We start from the raw sequence: 15,041 nt of genomic DNA, 5'->3' as shown, positions 1-15,041 counted from the left end.
ACCTATTGTGATTGAATTGAAAAACGAGGCTTAGGCCTCGTTTTTTGTTTGTGGGAACAAAAATATAAAACTGTATTTAAATACAGACCTCTGCAATTTCGGCAAGCGAAAAAATAGAAAAGATATTTTCCACCTTTCGCCTCCTCCATTTACACTAAATGTTGTAAGACGTTGATGTGGATTTATTTACGTGAGAAAGTTAAAGAATTATTTGAGTGATAGATGGATAAAGTCCGCATTGTAAAAAGGATTTTTTCCGTACACTAAATTGTTATACACCACCCATTTTTTAGTAAAGAGTAAGTCAAAGTTCAGCGCTTTTTTACAACGGCTTTGGGGGTTCGTTTTAGTTTTTGGCTAGCCTCGAAGGTAACTCAAAAGTTCTGCTTTTCAACTCAAGCAGCTCCCTTCTTTGGCGACTAATAGAAGTCAGAATCGCTAGTTGTTTTATTCGGTGCTTTTACTCTATTTTCTTCAACATGCTGGCAGTTAACAGACGGTTTGTGTATAACAAAAAAATTAAGTCGTGCGCTGGTGCGCACTGGGACGCATACACGTGGGCTGCTTCGCATATTAGCCCACGTGAATGCGCCCCTTATTTAAAAGTTATGTGCTTTAAAGGTAAAAATGGAATTAAAAGACCAAAAAATACTGCTTATAACATTTGTTCTCGTTAATGCAATTGTCCTTATTCCGTTAACATTACTGGGTACAAGTATCCTTATACTTGGACCACCCACTGAGCTCGGAGCTTTTCTTTTAATTTTTGGTTGTGTTTTGGGGCTTATAAGTATCTCTATCGGAATCTATTCTTCTTTTAAATTTCCAAATGTCTCCAAACTAAGCGCAGCAAACTTTTGCATTGGCTATGCCTTGTTAATCTCAGTAGGTTTTATAATTTCGTTTGGCTTACCTTTGTTAGTGTCCCTAGCTTCGTTTTCAATATGTGGCATTATCATTCTTAGGCAGTTTCATGCACGCACATAACAAAAAAATTAAGTCACTCACTTCGTTCGCTGGGACGCATACACGTGGGCTGCTTCGCATTGTAGCCCACGCGTCTGCGCCCCTTATTTAAAAGTTAGGCACCAAGGATTGAGCCATGAAGAAAAACTGCAACAACTGCCACTTCTTCGCTAAAAGTGTTCTGTTAAAAGAAGACAGGTCAACAAGTTCTGTTTCAGCAAAAGAGCGAGCTGTAATATTACAAACTAAAACAAAGCCTGACTTACAGATGTATAGCTGGTTTAGGTGCTATATGGGAGTTTGGGATGAAGGAATACGAAAAGACGAAGACTTTTATAAAACCGTTGTTGGAGCATGTCGAAAGAACTGTTTTTATTACCCAGTACAAAAAAGCATGATGTTTTCTGCGGCAGAGATACTTCAAAAAAGAAACGCTGAGTACGCGGCCATAAAAAAGTCAAACAAATACACTAGGATTAGCTTATGGCTTGCAGCTGGCGCCTTATTAATCAACGCTTTGGTAGGTGTAATTAGACTAGCGAATGGCGCCTAACAAAAAAATTAAGTCGCCTGCTGCGCAGGCTGGGACGCATACACGTGGGCTGCTTCGCATTTTAGCCCACATGCCTGCGCCCCTTAGCTTAGCGTTAGGTGCTTCTAAGGATTGGAAATGAATAATTCAGAAAAGTTTAAATCGTATCTTCTTAGCTATCAAAACAAAGATATCGAAGCGGTTTCAAAACTCTTTGCACCCGATATTCATTTAAGAGATTGGAAAATCTCTGTTCATGGTAAAGCTATCGCCATATCAGAAACTCAGAAGAATTTTAACAATGCTTCAAGTTTGGAAATCGAAATCTTAAATATTATGGAAAACGAGAACTCAGTCTCTGGAGAGCTCAAGATTATAGTTAACCAGACAGAAGTACTTTACGTTGTAGACGTTGTAACATTCAATAACGCAGGTTTAATTTCATCAATCAGGGCTTACCTTGGCAGGGAAAACTAGGATGTATCTACACGCACCTAACAAAAAAATTAAGGCACTCACTGCGTTCGTTGGGACGCATACACGTGGGCTGCTTCGCATTTTAGCCCACGCGCCTGCGCCCCTTATTTAAAAGTTATACCTACAGGGTGTTTAATTGAGAGCTTACCTAGTTATTTTTCTTTTATTGTTCAGTGGTCCGGCATTTTCCGACAATGTTAAGGATATTTCGAATAAGAGACTCAACGAGTATTTTAAAAGTGATCTAGACTACGAAGCTTTCTTCTTAAATTTAAAATCAAGCTTGTTATCGGGTGATAAGCAACAGGTAGCGTCGCTAAACTTGTATCCAATACGAGTTAATTATCCTAGCGGTAGCGTTTATTACGATACCATAGAACAATTCATTGAAAACTACGACAGCATTGTTACACCGGAAATGCTGACAAGGGTTAAAGAGCAGCAATTTAAAAACTTATTTTATAATTACAACGGACTAAATATAGGGTTTGGAGATATTTGGTTTAGTGGCATTTGCATGGATGGTGCTCTTTGCAAAGAACTTAAAATAAATGTTTGGGCTTACAGTGTGCTCTCTGTAAGTAAACAGTAGGTATAACACATATGAGCCCAACTCCCGTCAATAGATAATAGTATTTCTCTGGCTGCGTTAGCAGCCAGTCCAAATCTCTGGGCTAAATCTCCTAGCTTCATCTGTCATTGTTGCCGTAAGGCATCGCCTGCGGCAAACACATATAGAGGCTCTCTTAGTGCGATCTCATCGCTGCCTGTTACCATGGAATCCATTACGAGTACAGGGGCACTAGACATTCATCGGTTAACCTGATGCTGGCACTATTCAAACGTAGTGGCTGATTTATGTCGCCAGTTAGGGGCAGGCTCAGTTCAGGCGCAAGCGATTTAGCACAGAGTGTTGATGCGCAACAGACGGATGTCTAATCAAAGCGTAGTGGCTGTGGACACTGGTATAGTTCATGTTGAACAGGCTCTTTTCCCTAAATCATCATGAACACAATACTCGCCATTCGACCAGTTAGGCGGTCAGCTCATCCGTCTGTGCGACTTACCCCGCTAAAAAGCGCTCACTGTCAAACACCGTTTGATTCTTCAACATAAAGTACATACAACGACCAAGTTTATGTGCCAATGCAGAGAGCGCTTTAGCTTTGCTCATGCGCTTCTGTAATTTTGCGAGATAAGCTTGCGCCGGAGGATTACCCTTCAAAAACAGCACTGCGGCTTCAGAGAACGCCCATTTAAGGTGCGCATTACCAATTTTATTACCCTGTGTACCGTAGGCTTTACCGGCTGATTCCGCTTTGCATTTGACTAGCCGAGAATAAGACGCAAACTTCTGAACACTGTCAAAGCGCTTAATAGTGCCAATCTCATAAAGAATGGTAAGGGCCAATACTCGCCCGACACCAGGCAATGAACGCAGCAGATAGTAGTCTCTACCATTATCATGCTTAGTGAGCTTTTCTACATAACATTCAATACTGCTGACTTCATGGTCGTAAACTTCTATCAATCGTAGATTCATATCAATACTGCGTTGAACCTGTGGATTAGGGAAGTGTCCACGCATTGCATCGCGACCGGTGGTGTAGCTTAGGTCTGACTTTTCAGGTACTGGCAGGTTGTATTGTGACAACGCATTCTTTATGAATGCTTTCAACTCGGCACTATGGCGCATGGCGTGCGTTCGTCTACGCAATAAATCTCGAATAGCACGTTTTTCCTTTGGATAAACATAAGCCAAAGGAAAATTACCACCTCGTATTAACTTGGCAATCTTGTACGCATCAATTTTATCGTTCTTCGTCTTACCGCCATGAATAGCTTTCATGTAGAGAGCGTGGCCAAGGATAAAATCAATATTATGATGTTCACAAAAATCACTAAGCCAGTACCAGCAGTGCATACATTCTGCGCCCACCACAATATTCCCGATGTAGGGTGAAAGAAGGTTTAAAAGCTGCTCGGGAGAATCTTTTATCTTCTTATGAACCAGTATCTCGCCGCGTTCATCTAGGATGCACACATAAAGCATTCGTGCATGAAGATCGATTCCGCAGTAAAAAGGATGTAAGTTAGTATAGAATTGCATTGAGTCTTCTCCATTTTGGGTTTGGTCGCCTTCCAGCTTAGCCAATAAAATTGGATAAGCTGGGGAGAAGGCTCAATAAGTATCAAACCACTCAAGGCACTCGCTTCGCTCGCTGGGACGCTAACACATGGGCTGCGTCACTTCGTTCCTAATTTTAGCCCATGTGTTATCGCCCCTTAGTTGGGCGTTGGTATGACTCCCTTTGTCAACCCTGAACGAGCGCTTCCCTGACACTCTTTCAGCCCATAATTAGTATTCTTTATTACTCAAAATAAATGAGCTAACGCACCGGATGAGGCAGTAATGTCGTCGGTTATCATGCTGGTATTCGTGGGTTATTCATTAATTATAATGAACAGCGCCTACCTTACTCACTCCGCCGTGGTCACCTTCTCATCAGTCTATGCTCGTGGATCAATAACCGTTAAGTTATCGCCATCATAACGCCCTCGTAGGTTGTGCCACATCCCGCGGCCTGATCCAAATGCGTTAGCTCAAACTCGTTTATCATGCAGGTACTCGGCTCAATCTTAGTTTTGGATTAACCGGCGTAAGTACCACTTCCTTTGCAATAGCCCAAATATAAGCAGCCATTTCTCTGGCAATCGCGGTAACGATTAAATTGTAGTGTTTACCCTTTTTACTCATGCGCTGATAGCGTTTGCACAAGCGAAGCTGTGCTTTCCAAGCGATATCGACGATGTCTTTAGGTAAGCCTTCCTGCCTTAACTGTAATTCAGTAGAGACGTTAGCCGGATAACGGTAGCTGTGCGCCCCCTCAATCAGTAAACGCCGTGCTCGGCCATTTCCTGCTTTTGTAATGGCTCCTAAGTGTCGCTTTCCGCCTGATGATTGTTCGCTGGGGACTAAACCTAAATACGCCATGAGTTTTCTTGGATGGTCAAAACGCTGTAAATCACCAAGCTCTGCCACCACTCCAACAGCAACGAGCAATCGAACACCTCGCATCGCCTGAACGGCTTTCACTACCGGATAATAACGCCATTGGTGTACATGGTGGGTTAACTCATTGTCGAGCCTTTCCAGTCGCCGGATACGCTCTTCTATGGTTTGCAATTGTTCTTGTAAGACAATTTGCTGGGCCGGGTGAGGCAATATCAATTCCGTGAGCCAGCGAAGGTGTTTCTTCGACCAGTTGGCCGTACCTTCATAGCGTATGTTGTTTCGCAATAGTAAAGCTTTAAGCTGGTACTTCGCTTCTTTTAAATCCTTCATTGCTGCTTCTCGAGCTCGAGATAAATCCCGCACAGCTTCATCTTCCGGCTCGGGCACATAGATGGGTGTAAGGTCTTCAGACTTTAGTGACCTAACGAGCTTAAGCGCATCTCGTCGGTCGGTTTTAATTCGCTCTCCTGGCTTTTTCGGGATAAGAGACGGTGCCACAACATAGCAACAGTGTCCCAAGCTCGTTATCAGACGATAAATCCAATAGCCACAAGGGCCAGCCTCATAAACAACGTGAAGTGTTGCACCAGGATATTTAGATTCAAACTGGCGAATAAGCTTTTTGACACAGACCTTAGAGGAGGGAATACGACCATAATGAACGGGCGACGCGCCACGCTGTTCTTCACAATAAGCAACTTCGTGAAACTCTTTATGCGTATCCAATCCGATAAAAATCATGCTATGTTTGTTCATGCTAGCCTCCAAATTGATTTAGTATTGAACAAACTAATTATGGCTCTGGCTGAAAAGTTAACCCACGAGAATGCGGAGGCTAGCATTTCACAGGGAGTCATTGTGTCTAGGTACTTATGAATATTCCGAAGGTAGACACATGGTTTTTCGAAAAGGCAGAGTTCCATCACCCTAGTGTGCTTAGCATCAAACTGGTTGAGGGTGTTAAGTCAAATGAGCGAGAAATGGTGTTGTCTGATACTGGTACTCCGATCGGGCCTTATTTCCCTGTTAAAGTTTTGGAAACGAGTCGAAGTCTACGAGTCATCTTTAACGAAGTGGTTTCGTTCCATATAATTGATGAGTCTTACTCTTCACCTACAGAAAAATTAGATATTACCCATGAATTCGGCCCTGTAAAAAAGTGCAATGGCCTCGAATATCAAAAGTATGTGCAGTCAGACAGTATTGTTGATCAAACTGGGCCTGATGAAATTTTGGGGTATTATATCTGGACAGAAGATCAGACGGTGTTTGTTCTTGCAACCGCTGACCCAGAAGTCCTAATTAGTGACGAGAAGTCTAATACCTCCATAGTGCGAGGAGATACCTATTTTAGTCAGTAGAACGTACCTAACAATCACATTAAGCCGCTCGTAGGCTCGCTGGGACAGTAACACGTGGGCTCTGTCGCTTCGTTCGGATTTTAGCCCACGCATTACTGCTCCTTAGCTTAAAGTTAGGTGTTCCAAGGATGACAAATAAAGATGGTGGAGATACTGAGCTAGCATTTATCGGAGCATTAAGTCTCTGGTTGTTAGTATCTCTATTTAGCTGGGTTGCTTCTCATTTCTATTACGCATGGCAAAGCAATGAACCAATCGAATTTACTTCACGAGGTTTAAGGTTTATGAATTTACTTCCGGCTAGCATTCAATTTGCGATTAGCGTTTCTGTTGTAGCATTCTTTACATATGAGGCTGCAAAGCAATCAGTTAAGTTTGTAAAGCTGTTGCGTGGTTAGCCCGTTGCTATTTCGGCGCACACCTAACAAACAAACTCAGTCACTCACTTCGTTCGCTGGGACGCATACACGTGGGCTGCTTCGCATTTTAGCCCACGTGCCTGCGCCCCTTATTTAGAAGTTAGCCATTAAGGAGGAACATGGAACTTCCTAAGTTTAAATATCATTCTGATCCGTTAAAGTCAGGGTCAATCATTGAGTCAGATGCAGTTTGCCTGTGCTGTGGTAAAGCCACCGGATATATCTATGGTGGGCTGCCCTATTCTGAAGTCGAATTAGAAGACTCAATATGTCCTTGGTGTATCGCAGATGGTACTGCCCACAAGAAATTTGATGCGGAGTTTACAGATTACGACGGTATAGGTGGATATGGTGATTGGGACGACGTGGCTTCATCAGTCAAGGAAGAAATAACCTATTTAACTCCTGGTTTTACTGGTTGGCAACAGGAAAAGTGGTGGACGCATTGTAATGACGGTACAGATTTTCTTGGTTGTGCCGGATTCAGGGAGATAAATGAATACGGTCAGGATTTAGAAGTCAGTTTAAAATCCGAGGCAACCGCGACGTACGGTCTAAAAGACGGAGAATGGGAAGGCTTCTTTCAGTCACTCGATGCTGATGGGTCACCAAGTGCTTACATATTTAAATGTATTCATTGCGGTAAACTTGGCGGCTACATTGACTTTGATTAACATGATTGCTAACAAAAAATAAAATCGTGGGCTAGTGCCCACTGAGACGCAAACACGCAGGGCCGCTTCGCTATAACGCCCCACGCGTCATCGCCTCTTATTGAAAAGTTAGCAGCCAAGAGAAATGAATAAGTATCTGTCAGGTATAAGAAGTTCAATATTAACAATTTCTTGTGTGGCATTAGCGATTTCGTATTTCACACAATCAAGTTTACTCTTTGCCGTTGAGTGTATTTGTGTTGTTATTGCTGTGACTCAATTAGTACATATGCCAGATGAATTGCCAAGTGGTTACGACAATCCGGATGGTGAAGAAATACACCCTAAATGGCTTATTTTGTTTTCGCTTGGGTTGGCTCTTTTATTATTTTTTGTTGGCTGGTTGATTCCAACTCTGTGGGAGTACGTGGCATTTAGCAGCTAACAACCCAATCAACACATTCACTGCGTTCGCTGGGACACATACACGCGGGGCGGCTTCGCCATTATGCCCTACGTGCCTGCGCCCGTTATTGAAAAGTCATGTTTCATATTAAGGAAGTCAAAATGAATAATCAGGAGACCCAACTTCGAATCTTGGCACTTGCCATTTACGAGCTCAAAGGACTATTGGGTAATCATCTAGGCAGTACAACTAACGAAGTGACCAGTGAAAAAATATCTGCGCACCTTGCATTTTCACTCCACAATGAAGCTCTTGCCATCATAGAAAACAAACCGGAACAATTTGATATAGAAGCTTTACTATCTAAAATCACAGCAATCGATAGAATGTTTAAAACTGATTTCGCGAAACTATTCGCTAAGACAATCAATGCAAAAGAAACATAACGCTCAAGTCGCAACCCGCTGCGCGGGTTGCTGGGATAAAAATCACGTGGGCTGTCATCGCTTCGATCGTTTTTATAGCCCATGTATTTTGCCCCTTAGCCGGGTGTTAAACGTCAGGAGGACACATGAAACACTTAATCACAACAACTCTAGTTTTATTTTCTTTTTTCGCAGTTGGCGGTGGATATTACAGCCCGAGTATTGATCAATATGATCCGGTGACTGGCTTATACTTTAAGAGTGTAAAACTAGAAAAAGAATCAAGCTTCTTAAGCAGCAGTGACGAAGCTATTGTGAATATTTTTATATATGACCCCTCCAAAGACTCCGGCTATTATTTGTTTCCCGAAAATCACGAAAAACAAATAGTTGCTTTATCTTTTGAAACAGCTCTGAAAGACGGAGTAGTCGAGTTTAATAACAGTTATTCATCTCCGGTCAAAAATAATACCGGCATCATTGACAGACAGCCAAAACCGACAATGTTAGTTGTAACAAGAGACAGTAAAAAACAGACTGATACATTTTTCATTGCAAATAAAATCACAGGTAACCCCAAGGAAATTGGGAAAATTCACTCAAAAAGCAATTGGCATATAGACGTTAAGAATTCAAAGATTAGAGTTGTTAGGCAGGTGGGCAATAAAATTGAATTGGAGAGCCTGGCATGGTGACGTATTACAAAGTACTTGCTTCGCTCGGTGAAAAACAAACATATGGGCTGCTACGCATTTTAGCCCATGCGTATGCGCCCCATATTTAAAAGTTAGGGTAACCGGAAAAAGGAATTTTCAGATGAAGTTTTTAGTTTTATTTTTTCTTTGTTGCTTCGCGGTCAATGCAGAAGACGACTTGTTCACGCGGCTTGTATTCGAAAAACAGGAAATTGGCTCGAACGTCCTGCAAAGTTATAACACCGGAGTACTTGCGGACTTTAATTCCTCGAACACCCTTAAAATCTCAAATCTATATCAAATTGTGATGACCAATAGAGTCATAGAAGATGGTGAGGTAAATATATATTTTTCACTCAAGGATACGTCTACAGGCAAGCCATACAACGTTGGCGCTGATGCTAGAGACTTCACAATTGGACAACAAGAATCATTTGAGTTTATCAACAATGGGTATATTTATACCCTTAGTATCGATACATCTTTCGGCAAGCTACCCTGACAAAAAAGTTAAGTTGTCTGCTGGCGCCGGCTGGTGCGTATACACGTGAGCTACTTCGCATTATCGCCCGCGCGCCTGCGCCCTTATTAAAAAGTTATGCACTTTATAGGAAATTTATGAAAAGGAATTTTTGGTTTACTTTAGTTTTACTTTTTTTACTAGCAAACGAATATCTCTCTAAATTTTTGCTTGCTGTTTTTGTAGGGCACTTAGAGTTTAATTCAGCTGTCGAGCGAACGTTTCAATATTCAACTTTTAATAGTTATCTATTTTCTGCAGGCTTTAGAGCTATTCCATTCATCGTTTTAGGTCTTTTTGCTGCTAAATCAAAGTTGAGTTCTACTACATTTGGCCGAATTGGCATTTGGATTATATTGCTACTCAACACTTCATTTATTCTGCACGGCTATTGGGGAATGCAGCACTCGTTATTCACTGACGCACATACTTCCTCGACATCTGCTTTGGCTATACTTTGGATTCCAATCTGGGCATCTTTTTTCACAATTATCGGATGCATGGTTTTGGTTGTTATAAGTAAAATATTTAGGTCGTTTCATGCACGAGCATAACAAAAAAATTACTTCGCTCGCTGAGTTGCATACATGCGGGCTACTTCGCATTATAGACCACGTGCCTGCGCGCCTTACTTAGAGTTAGGTGCTAGAAGGATTGAGCTACTTATGTTTAAAAGGATTTTGTTGCTTGCTGGTCTTTTGTTTTTTTATTTTCTTGCGTCTGTTCTGATTCATGAAGCTGGCCATGCTTTTTCGGGAGTAGTCTTCGGGCTTGGAACACCAATTATCAATATCTGGCCCGGTATTGAACTGTTCCCGAGTATTGGCGCAACCGTTTCAACTACAGCCTGGCCTGGGAGTTCGGTTGCCTATGTCAGCTTTATTCCAGAAACACCTAGGTTTGTAATTGAATTTCCTGAGTCCGCCCAATCTTTAAAACTCAAGCCTGAGCTTAAAGTAGTTACAAAGAATACCTCCCAAGACGGTGCCTTGCTGCCAATAGTCGGTCTCATGGGAAGTGGTACCACTTATCTAGTTTCTCTTTTTTGTACACTGTACCTCTACTTCATAAAGCCAAAGGGCGTTTATAGAGCACTTGCAGCGTGTGGCACATTTTTGTTCTACGACATACTTTGCTATACAGTGTTTCCCGTCTTTTTCGGAATGCCGCATCTCATATTTATAGGCGGGATTCACCCTGAGCCAATAATTTGCCTTGTTGGCATCGGTTATTCTTATGAAATCGCGATCGCATTAGTTTTAGGTATCTGTGCCGCTCAAATTATGGCACTTTATTATTTATCGAGAAAAGAAGGTTTTTTTAAACTAAAACGCACCTAACGAAACGCTAAAGGCGTTTGGGGCGTTTATTGCCGGTCGCCCTTATCGGTGTTTTGGTCTTTGCGCTAATCTCTTTAGGCAATCTGCAATTCACTTCACGTCAAAAATGGACCTTACTATTGTTTCAAATATTTACGATGGTTAGCTATTTAGTGTATTTTTATTTGGTACTTCAGTACGGTGGGCCTCATTGATGCAATTGGCAACTAACAAACAAATATAGCCGCTCACTACGTTCGCTGGGATGCATACACGCGGGACGGCTTCGCCATTATGCCCCACATGTCTCATCCCGTTATTGGAAAGTCAGGCATACGGAATATGAATCGAGTTAAATCTTACATTGTTGCAACCCTGCTTCTTTCAACCATTGGGTGTAAATCAACTCTAGCAAAAGAAGATGAAGGTCTTGCTCTACGAAAATCAACGCCAATCCAGTTGTTCATGGGAACGTGTGTAGTCGGTCGTCAAAGCCCTGCGGCTTTAGAGCAATCAGCCAAAAGAAAAGGATTCGTAATTGCACCTGAGCAAATTTCTCAAAGTTACCTAAAAGGTAACGCAGGCAAAGCTTGGTACTTGAAGAATGATGAGGGTAATTTCGGACTTGCATTACTAGAAAATGGACTTTGTTCTGTATACATACACCAAGGTGAGCCAAATACAATTCAAGCAAGTTTGGAAGCTTGGTTACCTCCCAAAGACAGCGGGTTTACTTATAAAAAAGAGTTAGTTTCGCAATCTGGTAGTCTAACTACAACTTCATATACATTGTATCAAGGTAGTAGTTTTCTAGAACAATGGGTTATAACAGTAAATAGTGCCAAACCTAGTAACTTAGTTGCGGTGATGTCATACCAAGGCGCCTAGTGCGCGTAATAAGTTCATCAAGAAAGGACGCAAATGAATGTTGCAGTTAAAAAGGATATTTTTGTTTATCCCTCTATCAATCCTTTTCCCTGTTGTAGGCGTTGCATTATTGGTTTTAGTATTTGGAATGTTTAAAGTGCCTGTGCCAGATGTTATGTTCATTACAACATCGTACCTTGTGAGTGGCATTTTAACTTTTGTAGTTTTTTGGTGGTTTGCTAGCGGATTAAATTCAAAACCATACCAGCACGCCATTATCCTTTTTATTTGCAGTTGTTTAATCTCGACTGTTTTATATACACTCGTTATGGGCGAACTATATCTTTCAACCACATTCGCTTTTGAGGCATTTATTTCGTGTGTGGTTGTATTCGTAGCAACAAAAGTAGGATTCAAAAACAAGGAGATATTAAAGAATGTCTCCTAACAACTGTAGTCGTTCGCTGCCATTTTCTGGGACGCCAACACATGGGCTTCATTGCATTACTGCCCACGCGTCTGCGTCCCTTATTTAAAAGTTAGCTACTAGGGGCTATATGAGAAGTCTTCAATTACTTAGCTTATTATTTTTATTAGTATCGGTCTGTTTATCGTATTTGATATTAATTCCAATAGAACCTGACTCAAGTGGGGCATCTGCGGGGGCTGCAGGCCTTTTATTAATGTTTACAGTGCTTCCACTATTTTGTTGCTCTGCTTTGGGCTCTATCACTTCGACAATTGCGCTATTAAGCCCTAAAATACGAAAGATTTTTAACTTTACAGGTGTGTTTTGGCTCTTGATTTGGTTTCTCAATGCCATTTTATCTCTAGGCTATATCGCGTTTGGCCTACATGTGTCATATATTAATATTTTTAACTAAGGCAACTAAAACTAAAGGCACTCGCGCTGCTCGCTGGGACGCTATATTCCTGTAATAGCGAAGTCTATTGCATCTATCAGCAGTTCTCTGGATTGCGCCAATGTACCAACGCGATCATTGAGCACGTCTTCGGGTATGGAACTTAGTTGTTGGGCTAAAAATAAGTATATTGAGCCTTCGAATTCTATCGAAGGAGTCAATTTTTTCATGTAAAGACTGTTTCTAGTATCGCTATTTGTTAACGGTACAACCAGCCTTGTTGCCAACTAATCAATTACAGAGTTTTGAACATCAACAAGAAAAGGGTAAGCTTTATTCGTTTTCTTACTTGGGTTTCTGTAAACATCAAACTGCGCCATTAGAAGTTTCGGTACTCATCACCTATACAACCGTTCTCAGCAACAAATTCATTGTATGCAGCAATGGCAGCTTTGTTTTCTTTTTTCCACTTCTCTGCTTCAACATTTTTTAGCTTGTCTTTAAGTGCTTGCTCTAAGGTTGCAGACAGGTTAACTTTTAAATCTCGAGCTTTTTGCAGTAAATCGCTGTTCAAGCTTAAATTTGTCGCTTTCTTTGGGGCATGGATGTCATATAAATCTTGCATTTTTATTGCTCCAACTAATATCACCACCAAATATACGCATGCGATTGCGCATTGCAAAGCATGGGTTGAATACATTAAACGCATTAAATCGCTCGCAATCTCGCTGTGACGCATACACGTGGGCTGCTTCGAGTTTTAGCCTGCGCGTAAGTGCCCGTTGTAAAAAGTAAGGTACCTAGAGCAAACTATGGCCACACCAATACATAGCAAACTTATCAATAAAGCTGCTAGGGAAATTCTGAAGCCTGTAGGGTTAGTTAGAAAAGGCCAGTCTAGAGTTTGGCTAGACGATAACGGCTGGTGGCTAACTATGATCGAATTTCAGCCATCTAGTTGGTCTAAAGGCACTTATCTAAATGTAGGCATATCATGGTTGTGGTACCCGAAAGAATATCTTTCTTTCGATATTGGATATAGAGAAAACTCATTCATAGAATTTAAACACGAGGAGTCTTTTTTCTTTGAAGCGGTCGCGTTGGCAGAGAAAGCAAAGGTCAAAGCCCTTGCTCATCGTCAATCAATGTCGTCTCCAGACCTTGCAAAAGAATATGTATTAACGAACACTGCGGGTGACAAGCAAAATATTTGGGCTTGCCTAAACAAAGGCTTGGTTTGTTTGCATGCTTCAGATTTTCAAAACGCAAATATATATTTAGAGAATGTATTGGAATGCGACGATGACCGAGATTGGGCTATTTCAGTGAAAGACTTTGCTCAATCACTGCTAAAACTTAAACCAAGCGATCAACTTCTGGCTATACACGATGCAATTGTTCATTCTCGCAAGCTAAAAAAGCTGCCAGAAATGAAGGTTATATTTGGCAAATAGATAGCAGTACTGCTCAATCTAGGAGGATAAGAATGATAAAAACAACCACTCTGCGCTTTATCTCGGTTTGCATTAGCTTAGTTGCGGGCTTCGCGATGGCCAGTGATATAAATACACTAGAAGGTGTATGGAAACACGCTAGTAAACCGGCCTATATTGAATTCAATTTAGATTCGGGTATCGCTAGTGTTAAAGAGCACCTGACACACAAAGAAAACACTGGCTTAACCGTCATCAAAAACATTGTTAAGTCGGAATCATCAAATGCTAAGTGGGTTGGAGACATGTTCGATGGTTACAAAGATCAATACGTACCCGTAACTATCATATTAGGTGACCGATCTGTTTCAATATTCGATTCAGATAACAACGAAATTCTCACCCTACTAAAAGGATAGTGTTGCACATAACAAGGAATACTATGAAATTTCTCGCTTTATTAGTAAGTTTTTAGTTTTAATTGGCTACTAAACAATACCCAAAGTCGAGAAAGGCTTCGTAAATGAAGACCAAAAATTAAGGAAAATTCAGTGAAAACGGCATTTTCAATTTTAATGTTTTACTTTGTATCTATGACTGCCCTATCAGCAGAACCGCTTGACGAGTCGAAGCTAAGGGAGTTAACGAAGCAATTTATAGAAGCAAAAAACCTACGCCAGCAACCTAATTCGGATGAAAAGGACGTTGATCACTTTTTGTCATTCCTTGCAGATGACTTCAAGGATGAGCACGTAAAATTTAATGTGACTGTTACAAATAAGGACGAGTTGCGTTCTGCAATGATCGCAAAACTAGAAGACAAAATATATTTTAGCAACATAAACATTTTAGACATTATGGTAGGTCGCAATGTTACGTTTGTTAAGTTTAAAGAGCATGCCAAAGGACATCCCAGCCATATGAATAAACCTATTGAATACACTGCGATTAACATTATGTCGCTGGAGTTCAACGAACATGGAAAAATTAAGCACATAAGACGACACCATGGCCTGTAATTAGGGTTAGCTTCGTACCTGATTTTCAGTGCTCTATTCAAATTGCAGCTACGTTCAATGAATAAGTTAG

At 41.2% G+C, this 15,041-nt stretch carries 20 protein-coding genes and 1 pseudogene; 16 read left to right on the top strand and 5 right to left on the bottom strand.

All coding sequences use genetic code 11. The features are described from left to right. The first annotated feature begins 1,636 nt into the window (after window positions 1-1,636). The gene (locus JN178_RS09345; protein ID WP_202265521.1) at window positions 1,637-1,975 is read left to right on the top strand and encodes a nuclear transport factor 2 family protein; all 339 of its coding nucleotides are present in this window, start codon (window positions 1,637-1,639) and stop codon (window positions 1,973-1,975) included. A gap of 136 nt (window positions 1,976-2,111) precedes the next feature. Next, window positions 2,112-2,567: a hypothetical protein gene (locus JN178_RS09340; RefSeq protein ID WP_202265519.1), complete on the top strand. Its 456-nt coding sequence runs from the start codon at window positions 2,112-2,114 to the stop codon at window positions 2,565-2,567. A 471-nt stretch (window positions 2,568-3,038) separates the two neighbouring features. Here JN178_RS09340 and JN178_RS09335 read toward each other — a convergent pair whose 3' ends face one another. Both JN178_RS09335 and JN178_RS09330 read right to left on the bottom strand, forming a co-directional pair. Then, window positions 3,039-4,085, bottom strand: coding sequence for an IS110 family transposase (locus JN178_RS09335; protein ID WP_202263406.1), 1,047 nt, complete (start codon window positions 4,083-4,085; stop codon window positions 3,039-3,041). Window positions 4,086-4,592: 507 nt separating this feature from the next. After that, window positions 4,593-5,747: an IS110 family transposase gene (locus JN178_RS09330; RefSeq protein WP_202263408.1), complete on the bottom strand. Its 1,155-nt coding sequence runs from the start codon at window positions 5,745-5,747 to the stop codon at window positions 4,593-4,595. A gap of 116 nt (window positions 5,748-5,863) precedes the next feature. Between JN178_RS09330 and JN178_RS09325 the strand changes: the two genes are divergently transcribed. The 11 genes from JN178_RS09325 (at window position 5,864) to JN178_RS09275 (ending at window position 12,104) form a co-directional block, all read left to right on the top strand. After that, window positions 5,864-6,352, top strand: a complete 489-nt coding sequence (locus JN178_RS09325; RefSeq protein ID WP_202265517.1) for a hypothetical protein — start codon at window positions 5,864-5,866, stop codon at window positions 6,350-6,352. 128 nt (window positions 6,353-6,480) lie between these two features. After that, entirely contained in the window at window positions 6,481-6,750 is a 270-nt protein-coding gene (locus JN178_RS09320; protein ID WP_202265515.1) for a hypothetical protein, read from the top strand. A gap of 140 nt (window positions 6,751-6,890) precedes the next feature. Then, window positions 6,891-7,445, top strand: coding sequence for a CbrC family protein (locus JN178_RS09315; protein ID WP_202265513.1), 555 nt, complete (start codon window positions 6,891-6,893; stop codon window positions 7,443-7,445). 124 nt (window positions 7,446-7,569) lie between these two features. Beyond that, window positions 7,570-7,869 carry a hypothetical protein gene (locus JN178_RS09310; protein WP_202265511.1) on the top strand — a complete coding sequence of 100 codons (300 nt, stop codon included), beginning with the start codon at window positions 7,570-7,572 and terminating at the stop codon, window positions 7,867-7,869. 122 nt (window positions 7,870-7,991) lie between these two features. Beyond that, entirely contained in the window at window positions 7,992-8,276 is a 285-nt protein-coding gene (locus tag JN178_RS09305; protein WP_202265509.1) for a hypothetical protein, read from the top strand. 125 nt (window positions 8,277-8,401) lie between these two features. Continuing rightward, complete coding sequence (locus tag JN178_RS09300; RefSeq protein ID WP_202265507.1) at window positions 8,402-8,950, top strand: hypothetical protein; 549 nt, start codon at window positions 8,402-8,404, stop codon at window positions 8,948-8,950. 121 nt (window positions 8,951-9,071) lie between these two features. Then, window positions 9,072-9,452 (top strand): hypothetical protein, encoded by a 381-nt coding sequence (locus JN178_RS09295; RefSeq protein WP_202265505.1) that lies wholly within the window; start codon window positions 9,072-9,074, stop codon window positions 9,450-9,452. A 116-nt stretch (window positions 9,453-9,568) separates the two neighbouring features. Beyond that, entirely contained in the window at window positions 9,569-10,024 is a 456-nt protein-coding gene (locus JN178_RS09290) for a hypothetical protein (protein ID WP_202265503.1), read from the top strand. 111 nt (window positions 10,025-10,135) lie between these two features. Continuing rightward, a complete protein-coding gene (locus tag JN178_RS09285; protein ID WP_202265501.1) occupies window positions 10,136-10,810 on the top strand; it encodes a hypothetical protein in 675 nt (224 codons plus the stop codon). A gap of 321 nt (window positions 10,811-11,131) precedes the next feature. Continuing rightward, complete coding sequence (locus JN178_RS09280; protein ID WP_202265499.1) at window positions 11,132-11,677, top strand: NMCC_0638 family (lipo)protein; 546 nt, start codon at window positions 11,132-11,134, stop codon at window positions 11,675-11,677. 37 nt (window positions 11,678-11,714) lie between these two features. Next, entirely contained in the window at window positions 11,715-12,104 is a 390-nt protein-coding gene (locus tag JN178_RS09275) for a hypothetical protein (protein WP_202265497.1), read from the top strand. A gap of 120 nt (window positions 12,105-12,224) precedes the next feature. Here JN178_RS09275 and JN178_RS09270 read toward each other — a convergent pair whose 3' ends face one another. The 3 genes and pseudogenes from JN178_RS09270 to JN178_RS09260 all read right to left on the bottom strand — a co-directional run bounded on the left by JN178_RS09270 (window position 12,225) and on the right by JN178_RS09260 (window position 13,144). After that, entirely contained in the window at window positions 12,225-12,479 is a 255-nt protein-coding gene (locus JN178_RS09270) for a hypothetical protein (protein ID WP_202265495.1), read from the bottom strand. Between the two features lie 102 nt (window positions 12,480-12,581). Continuing rightward, window positions 12,582-12,899: pseudogene (locus JN178_RS09265) on the bottom strand (CcdB family protein). Next, window positions 12,899-13,144 (bottom strand): type II toxin-antitoxin system CcdA family antitoxin, encoded by a 246-nt coding sequence (locus JN178_RS09260; protein WP_202265493.1) that lies wholly within the window; start codon window positions 13,142-13,144, stop codon window positions 12,899-12,901. Before JN178_RS09260 ends, JN178_RS09265 begins: the two are co-directional and overlap by 1 nt. A 187-nt stretch (window positions 13,145-13,331) precedes the next feature. Here JN178_RS09260 and JN178_RS09255 point away from each other — a divergent pair, with 187 nt between their 5' ends. From JN178_RS09255 to JN178_RS09245, 3 genes are all read left to right on the top strand, one after another. After that, window positions 13,332-13,973: a hypothetical protein gene (locus JN178_RS09255; protein WP_202265491.1), complete on the top strand. Its 642-nt coding sequence runs from the start codon at window positions 13,332-13,334 to the stop codon at window positions 13,971-13,973. A gap of 32 nt (window positions 13,974-14,005) precedes the next feature. Continuing rightward, complete coding sequence (locus tag JN178_RS09250; RefSeq protein ID WP_202265490.1) at window positions 14,006-14,371, top strand: hypothetical protein; 366 nt, start codon at window positions 14,006-14,008, stop codon at window positions 14,369-14,371. A gap of 132 nt (window positions 14,372-14,503) precedes the next feature. Continuing rightward, window positions 14,504-14,971, top strand: coding sequence for a nuclear transport factor 2 family protein (locus JN178_RS09245; protein WP_202265489.1), 468 nt, complete (start codon window positions 14,504-14,506; stop codon window positions 14,969-14,971). Window positions 14,972-15,041: the final 70 nt, after the last annotated feature.

The organism is Alteromonas sp. KC3 (assembly GCF_016756315.1).
Taxonomy (GTDB): domain Bacteria; phylum Pseudomonadota; class Gammaproteobacteria; order Enterobacterales; family Alteromonadaceae; genus Alteromonas.
Note: the sequence above shows the minus strand (reverse complement) of the source record. Positions and strands in the feature narration are given on the sequence as shown.